Source organism: Thioalkalivibrio sp. ALJ16, assembly GCF_000377345.1.
Classification (GTDB): domain Bacteria; phylum Pseudomonadota; class Gammaproteobacteria; order Ectothiorhodospirales; family Ectothiorhodospiraceae; genus Thioalkalivibrio.
On sequence record NZ_KB898039.1, the window covers coordinates 196,498 to 210,680 of the forward strand.

14 protein-coding genes and 1 tRNA gene are annotated in these 14,183 nt (G+C 66.0%); 14 read left to right on the forward strand and 1 reads right to left on the reverse strand.

Translation table 11 applies throughout. From position 1 onward, the window contains the following. Positions 1 to 62: 62 nt before the first annotated feature. Positions 63 to 3,296 carry a carbamoyl-phosphate synthase large subunit gene (carB, locus tag D000_RS0104555; protein WP_018872359.1) on the forward strand — a complete coding sequence of 1,078 codons (3,234 nt, stop codon included), beginning with the start codon at positions 63 to 65 and terminating at the stop codon, positions 3,294 to 3,296. Beyond that, on the forward strand, positions 3,293 to 3,772 hold the full coding sequence (greA, locus tag D000_RS0104560; RefSeq protein ID WP_018872360.1) for a transcription elongation factor GreA: 480 nt from the start codon (positions 3,293 to 3,295) through the stop codon (positions 3,770 to 3,772). Before carB ends, greA begins: the two co-directional genes overlap by 4 nt. Positions 3,773 to 3,788: 16 nt before the next feature. Here the strand turns inward: greA and yhbY are convergent, their stop codons facing one another. Next, positions 3,789 to 4,088: a ribosome assembly RNA-binding protein YhbY gene (gene yhbY / locus D000_RS0104565; RefSeq protein WP_018872361.1), complete on the reverse strand. Its 300-nt coding sequence runs from the start codon at positions 4,086 to 4,088 to the stop codon at positions 3,789 to 3,791. Between the two features lie 67 nt (positions 4,089 to 4,155). On the opposite strand from yhbY, the gene rlmE reads away from it, so the two are divergent. The 12 genes from rlmE to nuoE all read left to right on the forward strand — a co-directional run bounded on the left by rlmE (position 4,156) and on the right by nuoE (position 14,182). After that, positions 4,156 to 4,782, forward strand: a complete 627-nt coding sequence (gene rlmE, locus D000_RS0104570; RefSeq protein WP_018872362.1) for a 23S rRNA (uridine(2552)-2'-O)-methyltransferase RlmE — start codon at positions 4,156 to 4,158, stop codon at positions 4,780 to 4,782. A 42-nt stretch (positions 4,783 to 4,824) separates the two neighbouring features. After that, entirely contained in the window at positions 4,825 to 6,795 is a 1,971-nt protein-coding gene (gene ftsH, locus D000_RS0104575) for an ATP-dependent zinc metalloprotease FtsH (protein WP_018872363.1), read from the forward strand. Between the two features lie 116 nt (positions 6,796 to 6,911). Continuing rightward, positions 6,912 to 7,799, forward strand: coding sequence for a dihydropteroate synthase (gene folP / locus D000_RS0104580; protein ID WP_018872364.1), 888 nt, complete (start codon positions 6,912 to 6,914; stop codon positions 7,797 to 7,799). Beyond that, on the forward strand, positions 7,799 to 9,139 hold the full coding sequence (gene glmM, locus D000_RS0104585; RefSeq protein WP_018872365.1) for a phosphoglucosamine mutase: 1,341 nt from the start codon (positions 7,799 to 7,801) through the stop codon (positions 9,137 to 9,139). Before folP ends, glmM begins: the two co-directional genes overlap by 1 nt. Before the next feature lie 193 nt (positions 9,140 to 9,332). Then, positions 9,333 to 10,100, forward strand: a complete 768-nt coding sequence (gene tpiA / locus D000_RS0104590; protein ID WP_018872366.1) for a triose-phosphate isomerase — start codon at positions 9,333 to 9,335, stop codon at positions 10,098 to 10,100. Beyond that, positions 10,097 to 10,474: a preprotein translocase subunit SecG gene (secG, locus tag D000_RS0104595; protein ID WP_018872367.1), complete on the forward strand. Its 378-nt coding sequence runs from the start codon at positions 10,097 to 10,099 to the stop codon at positions 10,472 to 10,474. The genes tpiA and secG overlap by 4 nt, the downstream gene beginning before the upstream one ends. A gap of 22 nt (positions 10,475 to 10,496) precedes the next feature. Further along, positions 10,497 to 10,581, forward strand: a tRNA-Leu gene (locus tag D000_RS0104600). 264 nt (positions 10,582 to 10,845) lie between these two features. Continuing rightward, complete coding sequence (locus tag D000_RS0104605) at positions 10,846 to 11,202, forward strand: NADH-quinone oxidoreductase subunit A (RefSeq protein WP_018872368.1); 357 nt, start codon at positions 10,846 to 10,848, stop codon at positions 11,200 to 11,202. Beyond that, a complete protein-coding gene (locus D000_RS0104610) occupies positions 11,193 to 11,669 on the forward strand; it encodes an NADH-quinone oxidoreductase subunit B family protein (RefSeq protein WP_018872369.1) in 477 nt (158 codons plus the stop codon). Before D000_RS0104605 ends, D000_RS0104610 begins: the two co-directional genes overlap by 10 nt. Positions 11,670 to 11,686: 17 nt before the next feature. Next, the gene (locus D000_RS0104615; RefSeq protein WP_018872370.1) at positions 11,687 to 12,406 is read left to right on the forward strand and encodes an NADH-quinone oxidoreductase subunit C; all 720 of its coding nucleotides are present in this window, start codon (positions 11,687 to 11,689) and stop codon (positions 12,404 to 12,406) included. After that, positions 12,399 to 13,652: an NADH-quinone oxidoreductase subunit D gene (locus tag D000_RS0104620; RefSeq protein WP_018872371.1), complete on the forward strand. Its 1,254-nt coding sequence runs from the start codon at positions 12,399 to 12,401 to the stop codon at positions 13,650 to 13,652. The genes D000_RS0104615 and D000_RS0104620 overlap by 8 nt, the downstream gene beginning before the upstream one ends. Then, a complete protein-coding gene (gene nuoE / locus D000_RS0104625; RefSeq protein WP_018872372.1) occupies positions 13,652 to 14,182 on the forward strand; it encodes an NAD(P)H-dependent oxidoreductase subunit E in 531 nt (176 codons plus the stop codon). The genes D000_RS0104620 and nuoE overlap by 1 nt, the downstream gene beginning before the upstream one ends. The last annotated feature ends 1 nt before the right edge of the window (position 14,183 follow it).

Below are 14,183 nucleotides of genomic sequence, written 5' to 3' on the forward strand. Positions count from 1 at the left end.
TTTGTTTCCCTAGAGACCGTCTTTCCCGATTTCCGATTTCGACAGCCTGCGAGAGCCGTCACATGCCCAAGCGTACCGACATCCAGAGCATCCTGATCCTCGGGGCCGGCCCGATCGTGATCGGTCAGGCCTGCGAGTTCGACTACTCCGGCGCCCAGGCCTGCAAGGCCCTGCGCGAGGAGGGTTACCGGGTGATCCTGGTGAACTCCAACCCGGCGACCATCATGACCGACCCGGAGACGGCGGACGCCACCTACATCGAGCCGGTGGAGTGGGAGACGGTCGCCAAGATCATCGAGAAGGAGCGCCCGGATGCGGTGCTGCCGACCATGGGCGGTCAGACCGCGCTGAACTGCGCGCTGGACCTGTCGCGGGAAGGTGTGCTCGAGAAGTTCGGGGTGGAGATGATCGGCGCCAACGAGGCGGCGATCGACATGGCCGAGGACCGCGATCACTTCAAGGCGGCGATGGCCGATATCGGCCTGGACACCCCGACCGCGATGCTCGCGCATTCCTGGGAGGAGGCGCAGGAGGTCCAGCCGCAGATCGGCTTCCCCGTGATCATCCGGCCGTCGTTCACCCTCGGTGGTTCGGGCGGCGGCATCGCCTACAACCGCGAGGAGTTCGAGTACATCGTCAAGAACGGGCTCGACCTCTCGCCGGTGAACCAGGTACTGCTGGAGGAGTCCGCGCTGGGCTGGAAGGAGTTCGAGATGGAGGTGGTCCGCGACAAGGCGGACAACTGCATCATCATCTGCTCCATCGAGAACCTGGACCCGATGGGCATCCACACCGGGGACTCGATCACCGTCGCCCCGGCGCAGACCCTGACCGACAAGGAATACCAGATCATGCGCGACGCCTCGCTGGCGGTGCTGCGCAAGATCGGCGTGGAGACCGGCGGCTCCAACGTGCAGTTCGCGATCAACCCGGAGAACGGGCGCATGATCGTGATCGAGATGAACCCGCGGGTGTCGCGTTCCTCCGCGCTGGCCTCCAAGGCGACCGGCTTCCCGATCGCCAAGGTCGCGGCCAAGCTGGCGGTGGGCTATACCCTGGACGAGCTGAAAAACGATATCACCGGCGGGCTGACCCCGGCCTCGTTCGAGCCGTCCATCGACTACGTGGTCACCAAGATCCCGCGCTTCACCTTCGAGAAGTTCCCGCAGGCCGAGGCGCGGCTGACCACGCAGATGAAGGCGGTGGGTGAGGCGATGGCCATCGGCCGCACCTTCCAGGAGTCGTTCCAGAAGGCGCTGCGCTCGATGGAGACCGACATGGACGGCCTCGACGAGCGCATTGACCTGACGGCCGATGATGTCGTCGACCAACTGCGCACCAAGCTCGCCAACCCCAGCCCGGATCAGGTGCTGTACGTGGCGGATGCCTTCCGCGCCGGTTTCTCGATCCAGGACATCTTCGAGCTGACCGCGATCGATCCCTGGTTCCTGGCCCAGATCCAGGAGCTGGTGGATGTCGAGAAGGGCCTGAAGGACCGCATCCTGGGCGATATCACCGCCGAGGAGCTGTACCGACTGAAGCAGCGCGGCTTCTCCGACCGGCGCCTGGCCAAGCTCCTGAACGACACCGAAAAGGCCGTGCGCAAGCACCGTCACGGTCTCGGCGTGCGGCCGGTGTACAAGAGGGTGGATACCTGCGCGGCCGAGTTTGCGACCACGACCGCGTACATGTACTCCTCCTATGAAGAGGAGAACGAGGCGGAGCCGACCGACAAGCAGAAGATCATGGTCCTGGGTGGCGGGCCGAACCGCATCGGCCAGGGCATCGAGTTCGACTACTGTTGCGTGCATGCGGCGCTGGCGATGCGCGAGGACGGCTACGAGACCATCATGGTCAACTGCAACCCGGAGACCGTCTCCACCGACTACGACACCTCGGATCGGCTGTACTTCGAGCCCCTGACCCTGGAAGACGTGCTGGAGGTCGTCGAGACCGAGAACCCGGCCGGCGTGATCGTGCAGTACGGCGGACAGACCCCGCTGAAGCTGGCGCGGGATCTGGAGGCCGCCGGCGTGCCGATCATCGGCACCAGCCCGGACTCGATCGACCTGGCCGAGGACCGCGAACGCTTCCAGGCCCTGCTGAACAAGCTGGGGCTCAAGCAGCCGCCGAACCGCACCGCGCGCAGCGAGGAAGAGGCGGAGAAGCTGGCCGACGAGATCGGCTATCCGCTGGTGGTGCGGCCGTCCTACGTGCTCGGTGGCCGGGCGATGGAGATCGTGCGCGACCGCGAGGACCTGCGCAGCTACATGCAGAACGCGGTGTCTGTCTCCAACGATGCCCCGGTGCTGCTGGACCGCTTCCTGGATGACGCGATCGAGGTCGATGTCGACGCGATCTCGGATGGCGAGAACGTGATCATCGGCGGGATCATGGAACACATCGAGCAGGCCGGCGTGCACTCCGGCGACTCGGCCTGCTCCCTGCCGCCCTTCTCGCTGTCGATGGAGCTGCAGGACGAAATGGTCGAACAGGTGCGCAAGATGGCACTGGGGCTCAAGGTCGTCGGCCTGATGAATACCCAGTTCGCGATCAAGGGCGACGACATCTACGTGCTGGAGGTCAACCCGCGCGCCTCGCGCACCGTGCCGTATGTCTCCAAGAGCGTCGGCCGGCCGCTGGCCAAGATCGCCGCGCGCTGCATGGCCGGGCAGACCCTGCCCGAGCAGGGTGTGGGTGACGCCGTCTACCCCGATTACTACTCGGTGAAGGAATCGGTGTTCCCGTTCGCCAAGTTCCAGGGCGTGGACCCGATCCTGGGCCCGGAGATGAAGTCCACCGGCGAGGTGATGGGGGTCGGCCGCAGCTTCGCCGAGGCCTTCGCCAAGAGCCAGCTGGGGGCGGGCGTGCTGCTGCCGTCCACCGGCAAGGCCTTCGTGTCGGTGCGCGAGATCGACAAGCCGCATGTGGCCGAGGTCGCCCGGCGCCTGGTCGAGCTGGGCTTCGAGGTCCTGGCGACTCGCGGTACGGCGAAGATTCTGGAGGAGGCCGGCATCGCGGTGACGCGCGTGAACAAGGTGACCGAAGGCCGCCCGCATATCGTCGACATGATCAAGAACGACGAGATCAGCTTCATCATCAACACCGTGGAGGGCAAGCAGTCGACCTCCGACTCCTACACCATCCGGCGCGAGGCGCTGATGCACAAGGTGGGCTATACCACCACTATTGCCGGTGCGCGTGCCACGGTGCAGGCCCTGGATCACCTGGGGGCGAACGATGTGTTCCGGCTGCAGGACCTCCATCAGGAGAATCTCGGAGTGAAGAGCGCATGAACAAGACCCCGTTGACCGTAACCGGCGCCGAGAAGATGAAGGCGGAGCTGAAGAAGCTGAAAGGCGAGGATCGCCCGCGGGTGGTGAATGCGATTGCCGAGGCGCGCGAACACGGCGACCTGAAGGAAAACGCCGAGTACCACGCTGCGCGCGAGCAGCAGAGCTTCATCGAGGGGCGCATCCGCGAGTTGGAGGGCAAGCTCTCCAATGCCCAGATCATCGATGTCACCGCCCTGCCGCAGACCGGCAAGGTCGTGTTCGGTGTGACCGTGGTGCTCGAGGCCACCGAGGACGAGCGCCAGGTGACCTACAAGATCGTTGGCGAGGACGAGGCCGACATCAGGCAGAACATGATCTCGGTGTCCTCGCCGATCGCGCGCGCGTTGATCGGCAAGGAAGAGGGCGAGGTCGTAACCGTGCAGGCCCCGGGCGGGGAGACGGAGTACGAGATCCTGGAGGTCCGCTACGTTAACTGACGCGGGCGGCCCCGGTTCAGGCCGGGTCCAGCGTGACCTTCGGGGCTTCCGGGTTGCGGCGGAACAGGGTCGCGACGTAGCCGATGCGCTGGATGCGCTCGGCGCCGGTGCGGTCGCACAGGGCCTCCACGGCTTCGTTGCGGGCGTCGCGGTCCCCGATGTTTACCTTGATCTTGACCAGTTCATGATGGTCCAGGGCCTGTTCCAGTTCCGCGAGAACGGCATCGGTCAGGCCATTGCGGCCAATGGTCACGATGGGCTTGCGCGGATGGGCGAGGCTGCGCAGATGGCGGCGTTGCGCGTCGGTCAGATTCACGGGAGGCCGTTTTCGGTGTTGAAACGACAAAAGTGTAGCACGCCACCGGCGGGTGCGAGGTCCGTGTATGCCGAAACGTAGCCGCTCCAGCCAGCGCTGGCTGAAGGAGCATTTCGACGATCCCTACGTGCAGCGGGCCCAGCAGGAGGGGTACCGCGGGCGTGCGGTGTACAAGCTGCAGGAACTCGACGAACGCGACCGCCTGCTGAAACCGGGCATGCGCGTGGTGGATCTGGGCGCGGCCCCGGGTGGGTGGACGCAGTACGCTGCGCAGAAGATCGGCCGCAAGGGTATGCTGGTGGCAACCGACATCCTGGCGATGGACCCGGTGCCGGGGGCGGAGGTGGTCACCGGCGACTTCCGTGAGGATACGGTGCTGGAGGCGATCCTCCAGGCCCTGGGCGAGGAATCCGCCGATCTGGTGCTGTCCGACATGGCCCCCAACCTGACCGGGACCGACGCGGTGGACCAGCCGCGCTCCATCCATCTCTGTGAACTGGCGCTGGATCTGGCGACCCGGATTCTGAACCCCGGGGGTGCATTTCTGGTCAAGCTATTTCAGGGCGAGGGTTCTGACGAGTACCTGGCCGAGGTGCGCCGGCGCTTCAAGTCGGTCAAGGTGCGCAAGCCCAAGGCCTCACGCCCTCGGTCACGCGAAGTGTATGTATTGGCGCGCGAGCCCAGGGATGTGTAAAGCTCCCTGCAACTGACGATTGATGTTTTTCGAGGTGTCGTTTTGAACGGTCTGGCCAAGAACCTGATCATCTGGGCGGTGATTGCCGTCGTCCTGATGTCTGTCTTCAACAACTTCGGTCCACAGCAGCAGACGCAGGATGTGCGGAGCATTACCTACTCCGAGTTCATCCGCGACGTGCAGGGTGGTCGCGTGGACAACGTGACCATAAAGGGCGAGAAGATCGAAGGCACCACCCTGGAAGGTCAGCGGTTTACCACGGTGAATCCGAACGACCCCGGCCTGATCGGCGACCTGCTGCAGAACAACGTGGAGGTCAATGCCCACGAGGAGGCGGAGCGCTCGCTGCTGATGAGCATTCTGATCTCCTGGTTCCCGATCCTGCTGCTGATCGCCGTGTGGATCTACTTCATGCGCCAGATGCAGGGCGGCGGTGCCGGTGGCAAGGGCGCGATGTCCTTCGGCAAATCCAAGGCCAAGCTGATGTCCGAGGACCAGGTCAAGGTCGGCTTCGGCGATGTGGCCGGCTGCGACGAGGCCAAGGAAGAGGTCACCGAACTGGTCGACTTCCTGCGCGACCCTTCCAAGTTCCAGAAGCTGGGTGGCCAGATCCCGCGCGGGGTGCTGATGGTCGGCTCGCCGGGTACCGGCAAGACCCTGCTGGCCAAGGCCATCGCGGGCGAGGCCAAGGTGCCGTTCTTCAGCATCTCCGGTTCCGACTTCGTCGAGATGTTCGTCGGCGTGGGCGCCTCGCGCGTGCGCGACATGTTTGCCGAGGCCAAGAAGCACGCCCCCTGCATCATCTTCATTGACGAGATCGACGCGGTCGGCCGTCAGCGCGGCGCCGGCATGGGCGGCGGTCACGACGAGCGCGAGCAGACCCTGAACCAGCTGCTGGTCGAGATGGACGGCTTCGAGGGCACCGAGGGCATCATCGTGATCGCCGCGACCAACCGTCCGGACGTGCTGGATGCCGCGCTGCTGCGTCCGGGCCGTTTCGACCGCCAGGTGGTCGTGCCGCCGCCGGATGTGCGCGGCCGCGAACAGATCCTGAAGGTGCACATGAAGAAGACGCCGCTGGCGGACGATGTGCGCCCGGATCTGATCGCCCGTGGTACACCGGGCTTCTCCGGCGCGGACCTGGCCAACCTGGTCAACGAGGCGGCGCTGTTCGCTGCCCGCGCCGGCAAGCGTCTGGTCGACATGAGCGACTTCGAGCGCGCCAAGGACAAAATCATGATGGGCGCCGAGCGCAAGTCCATGGTGATGTCCGAGGACGAGAAGAAGCTGACCGCCTATCACGAGGCCGGTCACGCGATCATCGGGCTCAGCGTCCCCGAGCATGACCCGGTATACAAGGTGAGCATTATCCCGCGCGGGCGCGCGCTGGGTGTGACCATGTTCCTGCCCGAGGAAGATCGCTACAGCCACTCTCGGACCCGGCTGGAGAGCCAGCTGGCCAGCCTGTTTGGCGGGCGCCTGGCCGAGGAGATCATCTTCGGTACGGGCAAGGTCACGACCGGCGCCTCGAACGACATCGAGCGCGCGACCCAGATTGCGCGCAACATGGTGACCAAGTGGGGGCTGTCGGAAAAACTCGGCCCGCTGGACTACGGCGAGGAAGAGGGGCATCCGTTCCTGGGCGCGCAGATGGGCGCCGCCTCCAAGCCGATGTCCGACGAGACCGCGCGCCAGATCGATGCCGAGGTGCGCCGGATTATCGACGACAACTATCAGCATGGCCGGCAGATCCTGCTGGACAACCTCGACAAGCTGCACGCGATGGCGGCAGCACTGATGAAGTACGAGACCATCGACGAAAAGCAGATCGAGGACATCATGGCCGGGCGCGACCCCCGCGAGCCGGCGAACTGGGGCAGCGGTGGCGACTCCGGTGGCTCCGCTCAGGCCGGTGATGATGCCGAGGCCGGCGGCCCGGATGCCGAGGGTGATGCCGATGGTCACGATGACGACGACAAGGGCGTCGTCGGGGGACCCGCTCCGCAGTCCTGACCGGTCCCCGGTTGCCGGGCCTGCGGGTCCGCCAACTGTTGCTTCGCAGGCCGCCAGGCCCGTTCCTGGCGGCCTTTTTGTTGGCCCTTGAACAACTCGGATTCAGGAGCGCGCGCGTGAACACCAAAGCCCCCCGACTGCAGTGCGGCACGCATGCCCTGGACCTGAGCCAGCCGCGCATCATGGGGATTCTGAACGTAACCCCCGATTCGTTCTCCGACGGCGGGCGCTATGCGCGGGTGGAGGCGGCCCTGGCGCATGCGCGCGAGATGGTGGCCGCGGGTGCCGAGATCCTGGACATCGGCGGGGAGTCCACCCGTCCCGGGGCGGAGCCGGTGGGGCTGGACGAGGAGCGACGGCGGGTGTTGCCGGTGGTCGAGGCCCTGAGCGCGGCGCTTGATGTGCCGCTGTCGGTGGACACCATGAAGCCCGCGCTGATGCGCGAGGCGGTGGCAGCCGGCGCCGGGCTGCTGAACGACGTCAATGGCTTCCGTGCCGAGGGTGCGCTGGAGGTAGCGATTACGGCGGCGCGCGAGCAGGGCGTGGCGTTGTGCGCGATGCACATGCAGGGCGCGCCGCAGTCCATGCAGCAGGCCCCGCAGTACCGCGATGTAGTGGCCGAGGTCGAGGCCTTTCTCGCGGCCCGTGCCGCGGCCCTGCTGGAGGCCGGGGTCCCGCGTGCGCAGATCCTGCTGGACCCGGGCTTCGGATTTGGCAAGACGCTGGAGCACAACGTGGCCCTGTTCCGGGGCTTGCCGCGCCTGGCCGCCGCGGGTCTGCCATTGCTGGTGGGGGTCTCGCGCAAGTCGATGATCGGCGTGCTGCTGGGTGACCGCCCGGTGCAGGAACGGGATGCCGGGTCCGCGATTGCGGCGCTGCTGGCGGCCCAGGCGGGGGCACGGGTGCTGCGTGTGCATGACGTCGCGGCGACCCGGGATGCCCTGGCGCTATACTCGGCACTGTGGGCGGATGCCGGCGACGTGCAGGACAGGCAGGAGAACTGATGGGCAAGTATTTCGGAACCGACGGGATCCGCGGGCGCACGGGCGAGTGGCCGCTGACACCCGAGTTTGCGCTACGCCTTGGCTTTGCGGTGGGCGAGGTGCTGGGCGAGAATGGCCACCGCCAGGGCCCGGTGCTGGTGGGGAAGGACACGCGCGTGTCCGGCTACATGTTCGAGTCCGCGTTGGAGTCGGGCCTGTCCGCGGCCGGCCTGGATGTGGCCCTGCTGGGGCCAATGCCGACCCCCGCCATCGCCTACCTGACGCACACCTTCCGCGCGACCGCGGGGGTGGTGATTAGTGCCTCCCACAACCCCTTTCATGACAACGGGTTCAAGTTCTTCACCCCCGAGGGTGACAAGCTGCCGGACGCGACCGAGGCGGCCATCGAGGCGCGTCTTGAAGAGCCGGCCAGGGCGATCAACAGCGAACGCCTGGGCAAGGCCGTACGCATCGCCGACGCGGCGGGGCGCTACATCGAGTTCTGCAAGAGCGCGATCCCGTCGCGCTCGGAACTGCGCGGCATGAAGATTGTGATCGACTGCGCCCACGGGGCGACCTACAACGTGTCCCCGCATGTGTTCGAGGAGCTGGGCGCGCAGGTCGAGATCCTCGGGGCCAGCCCCGATGGCTACAACATCAACGCCGGCGTCGGTGCGCTGTATCCCGGCAATGTCGCCGACCGGGTGCGCGCCAGTGGCGCAGACCTGGGGATTGCGCTCGATGGTGACGGCGACCGCGTCATCCTTTCTGACGCCGATGGCACGGTGGTGGACGGTGACCAGATCCTTGGGATCCTGGCCCTGACCCGGCAGCAGGCCGGGGACTTCGCCGGGGGCGTGGTCGGCACCCAGATGACCAATCTCGGTCTCGAGCAGGCGCTGGCCGGTGCCGGCATCCCGTTCGTGCGCGCGCGGGTCGGGGACCGCTACGTGCTGGAGGAGCTGCGCCGGCGTGACTGGACCCTGGGCGGCGAGGGCTCCGGGCATATCCTCTGCCTCGAACATACGACCACGGGCGACGGCACCGTCGCGGCGCTGCAGATCGCGCACCTGATGCACCGGACCGGCCAGCCACTCTCGGCGCTGGCCGCGACCATCCCCAAGCTCCCTCAGTGCCTGATCAATGTCCCCGTCAGTGGCGGCGCGGCGCCCTGCCTGGAGGCAGCCCCGGTACGCGCCGAGGTGGCCGCGGTAGAGGGCCAGTTGGGTCAGCGCGGTCGGGTGCTGCTGCGTCCCTCCGGCACCGAGCCCCTGGTGCGGGTGATGGTCGAGGGCGAGGATCCCGAGGAGACCCGCAGCGCGGCCGAGCGCATCGCTGACAGCATCCGCGCGGCGCTGTGAGCTCGCGCGATGGGGCGGCCGCCGCGGTCCCTGCGGCGATGGCGCCGACCCGGGTGCGCGGCCACTCCGACGCGCCGCGCGGGGCGCTTGGTTGATTTGCACCCGGTGCGCCGGTAACATCCCGCCGCTCTAATCATCATGATCGGACCCGGTGTATCCACACGGGCCGGCCGATTGCAGGAGGAAGATCCGCATGCGCACGCCGCTGGTCGCCGGTAACTGGAAGATGAACGGTTCGCGGGATGCGAATCGCGCGCTCCTGTCCGCCCTGAAGGGCAGCCTGGGCGATATCCAGGGCGTGGACGTGGCGGTGTGCCCGCCTGCGGTTTATCTCGCCGAAATTGGCAAGGACCTGTCCGGCAGCGCCATCGCGCTGGGCGCGCAGGACTGCTCCGAACAGGAGAAGGGCGCCTACACCGGCGAACTGGCCGGCGCCATGCTGGCCGAGGTCGGCTGCCGTTACGTGATCGTCGGGCACTCCGAGCGCCGTGAGCGCCAGAATGAATCTAGCGCCTGGGTCGCCGCCAAGTTCGTCGCCGCCCAGGCCGCCGGCCTGACCCCGATCCTGTGCGTGGGTGAGCTGAAGTCCGACCGTGAGTCCGGGCGCACCGAGAGTGTCGTGGCCGAGCAGCTGGATGCGGTGCTCGACGCCGCCGGCGTCGAGGCCTTCGACCGCGCCGTGATCGCCTACGAGCCGGTCTGGGCGATCGGGACCGGGCTGACCGCCACCCCGGAACAGGCCCAGGATGTGCACGCCTTCATCCGCAACCGTGTCGCCGGGCGCGACCCGCGCGTCGCCGCGGACCTGCGCATCCTCTACGGCGGCAGCATGAAGCCCGACAACGCCGCCGGCCTGTTGGCGCTGGACGATATTGATGGTGGCCTGATTGGCGGCGCCTCGCTGGATGCCGACGCCTTCACCGCCATCGCCCGTGCCGCGGGCGAGCGGGTTCCGGCATGATTTACGGCCTGCTCCTGGTCGTTCAGGTTGCGGTGTCGATCGCCCTGATCGCGCTGATCCTGATGCAGCACGGCAAGGGTGCCGACGCGGGCGCGGCCTTTGGTAGCGGCGCCTCGGCGACGGTATTCGGCGCCGCCGGCTCGGCCAACTTCCTGAGCCGCTCGACCGCGGTCCTGGCCGTGGTCTTCTTCCTCAACAGCCTGACGCTGGCCTACCTGGCGGCGTCCAGTCCCGAGGCCGAGAGCCTGCTGGACCAGATGGAGATGATGGAAGAACAGGGCGATGGCCCGCCTGACCTGCCGACGGATGGCCTTCCGGGGCAGGAATCCGAGGGTGGTGCCCAGCCTGGCCGCCCCGCCGATGTGCCGGACTAGGCCGCGGCACCTGTACGACTTTGCAGATGTGGTGGAATTGGTAGACACGCTATCTTGAGGGGGTAGTGGCGCAAGCCGTGTGGGTTCGAATCCCACCATCTGCACCAAATTCCGATGACCGCGGGTCGCTGATTATTCTTCGCGCCCGAGGTAAAAAACAATAAAAACAGTTACTTATAAAATTACGAATACTTGACACCGTTTTTGGGCATCACCTAGACTCCGTGCCCGGTGTGCGGCCCTGTCTCGCCAAAACGAGACCGTCCCGTACCCGCGCTTTCAACCAGCAACGCTGAACGGCTTGTCGGCGCGTCCGGTTCACGCGACGACCCGCGAGCCTGCCCGCCCGAGGCGGCGTACGGGAGAGAGAAATGCTGGAAGGTTATTTACCCATCCTGCTGTTCATTGCAGTAGGCATCGTGGTCGGCATCGTGCCACTGGTGGTCGGTATGGCCGTGGGTCCGCGCAAGCCGGACGCCGCCAAGGATTCGCCATACGAATGCGGCTTCGAGGCCTTCGAGGATTCGCGCCTGAAGTTCGATGTGCGTTTCTACCTGGTCGCGATCCTGTTCATCATCTTCGATCTCGAGATCGCATTTCTCTTCCCGTGGGCGGTATCGCTGGATGCCATTGGCCTGTTCGGGCTTCTTGCGATGGCCGTGTTTTTGCTCATTCTGGTCGTCGGATTCATCTACGAGTGGAAGAAGGGGGCGCTGGAATGGGAATAGAAGGCGTTCTTGAGAAGGGCTTCGTCACCACTTCGGCCGACAAGCTCATCAACTGGGCCCGTACCGGCTCCCTGTGGCCAATGACTTTCGGGCTCGCCTGCTGCGCGGTCGAGATGATGCACGCCGGTGCATCGCGTTACGACCTCGATCGCTTCGGGATCATCTTCCGGCCCAGCCCGCGTCAGTCCGACGTGATGATCGTCGCCGGCACGCTGGTCAACAAGATGGCGCCGGCGCTGCGCAAGGTGTACGACCAAATGCCCGAGCCGCGCTGGGTGATCTCCATGGGCTCCTGCGCCAACGGCGGTGGCTACTACCACTACTCCTATGCCGTGGTGCGTGGATGCGACCGCATCGTGCCGGTGGATGTCTACGTGCCGGGCTGTCCGCCGACGGCCGAGGCACTGCTCTACGGCATCATCCAGCTGCAGAACAAGATCCGGCGCACGAACACCATCGCGCGCTGACGCACCCGGGGTTTCAGATGGCTGAACAAGACAACTGGATCGACGCCCTGCGGGCGGAACTGGGCGACGCCCTGGAAAGCCTGCACGAGGCGAACGGCGAAGTGACGGTGGATATCGTCCCCGGGTCCTGGCGCGAGGCCGGCGAGAAGCTGCGCGACGCGCTCGGGTTCGACATCCTGATCGACCTGTGCGGCGTGGACTACCTCGAATACGGCCAGGACGAGTGGGGCACGGAATCCGCGACCAACACGGGCTTCTCGCGCGGGGTCGAGGCCGCCACCTCCGGGCGCTTTACGTTCGACGACGCGCCGGAAGACTCCAACTGGGAAGGGCCGCGCTTCACCGTGGTGGCCCACCTGCTGTCGGTGGCGCACAACCGCCGCGTGCGTATGCGGGCCTGGCTGGACGACGAGGAATTCCCCGAGATCGAGTCGCTGGTGGAGGTCTGGGCCTCGGCCAACTGGTTCGAGCGCGAGGCCTTCGACCTGTTCGGGATCCTGTTCTCCGGGCACCCGGACCTGCGCCGCATCCTGACCGACTACGGCTTTGTCGGCCATCCATTCCGCAAGGACTTCCCGCTGATCGGCCATGTCGAGATGCGCTACGACGCCGAGCAGGCGCGCGTGGTGTACCAGCCGGTGAGCATCGAGCCACGCGTGCTGGTGCCCAAGGTCATCCGCGACGACCATCGCTACAGCGAGGGCGAGAAGCCGGGCGAAGGAGCCGAGAATGCCTGAGATTCGCAACTTCACCCTGAACTTCGGGCCGCAGCATCCGGCGGCTCATGGTGTGCTGCGCCTGGTGCTGGAGATGGATGGCGAGGTTGTGCAGCGCGCCGACCCGCATATCGGTCTGCTGCACCGCGGTACCGAGAAGCTCGCCGAGAGCAAGCCGTACAACCAGTCCATCGGCTACATGGACCGCCTCGACTACGTGTCGATGATGGCCAACGAGCACGGCTACGTGCTCGCCATGGAAAAGCTGCTGGGTATCGAGGCCCCGCTGCGGGCGCAGTACATCCGGGTGATGTTCGACGAGATCACCCGCATCCTGAATCACCTGATGTGGCTGGGTGCCCACGCGCTGGATATCGGCGCGATGGCGGTGTTCCTTTACGCCTTCCGCGAGCGCGAGGACCTGATGGACTGCTACGAGGCGGTCTCCGGTGCGCGCATGCATGCTACCTATTACCGTCCGGGCGGTGTCGCGCGCGACCTGCCGGGCACGATGCCGAAGTATCAGCCGTCGTCCTGGAAGTCCCAGGAGGTGGTGGACGACCTGAACAAGGTCCGCCAGGGCTCGCTGCTGGACTTCATCGAGGCGTTTACCGAGCGTTTCCCCGGCTGCGTCGACGAATACGAGACCCTGCTGACTGACAACCGCATCTGGAAGCAGCGCACCGTCGGCATCGGCGTGGTCGATCCCGACCGCGCCAAGCAGCTGGGCTTTACCGGTCCGATGTTGCGCGGCTCCGGTGTCGAGTGGGACCTGCGCAAGAAGCAGCCCTACGAGGTCTATGACCGCCTCGATTTCGATATCCCGGTGGGCGTGAACGGCGACTGCTACGACCGCTACCTGGTGCGCATCGAGGAGATGCGCCAGTCCAACCGCATCATCCGTCAGTGCGTGGACTGGCTGCGCCAGAATCCGGGCCCGGTGCTGCTGGAGGATCACAAGATTACCCCGCCGAAGCGCGAGGAGATGAAGGCCGACATGGAGGCCCTGATCCACCACTTCAAGCTGTTCACCGAGGGCATGTGCCTGCCGGAAGGCGAGGCCTATGCCGCGGTGGAGCATCCGAAGGGCGAGTTCGGGGTGTATCTGGTCTCCGATGGTTCCAACAAGCCCTATCGTCTGAAGGTCCGTCCGCCGGGTTTTGTGCACCTGTCCGCGCTGGACGAGATGGCGCGCGGCCACATGCTGGCCGATGTGGTCGCGATCATCGGGACCCAGGACATCGTATTCGGGGAGATCGACCGCTGATGGCTGCCGAACAGAAAACCGTCGCCTTCCACAGGCCCGCCGGCAAGAAGGTGGAGCTCAGCGACCACGAGCGTGAAGAGATCGACGCCTGGCTGGCGCGCTATCCCGACGACCAGAAGCGCTCCGCGGTGCTTGGCGCCCTGCGCGCGGTGCAGCACGAGGACGGCTATCTCTCCACCGCGAAGATGGACGCGGTGGCCGAGTATCTCGGTCTGCCGGCGATTGCGGTGTACGAGGTGGGCTCGTTCTACTCGATGTACGAGCTGGAGCCGGTCGGCAAGCACACCATCATGGTGTGCAACAACATCTCCTGCATGCTGCGCGGCTCGGAAGAGATCATCGAGCACCTGGAGAACCGTCTCGGCATCAAGCTCGGCGAGAGCACGCCGGACGGCAAGTTCTACCTGAAGATGGAAGAGGAATGCCTGGCGGCCTGCTGTGGCGCTCCGATGATGCAGGTGGACCACAAGTACTACGAGAATCTCACGCCCGAAAAGGTGGACGAGATCCTCGACGGTCTGGAGAAGTAAC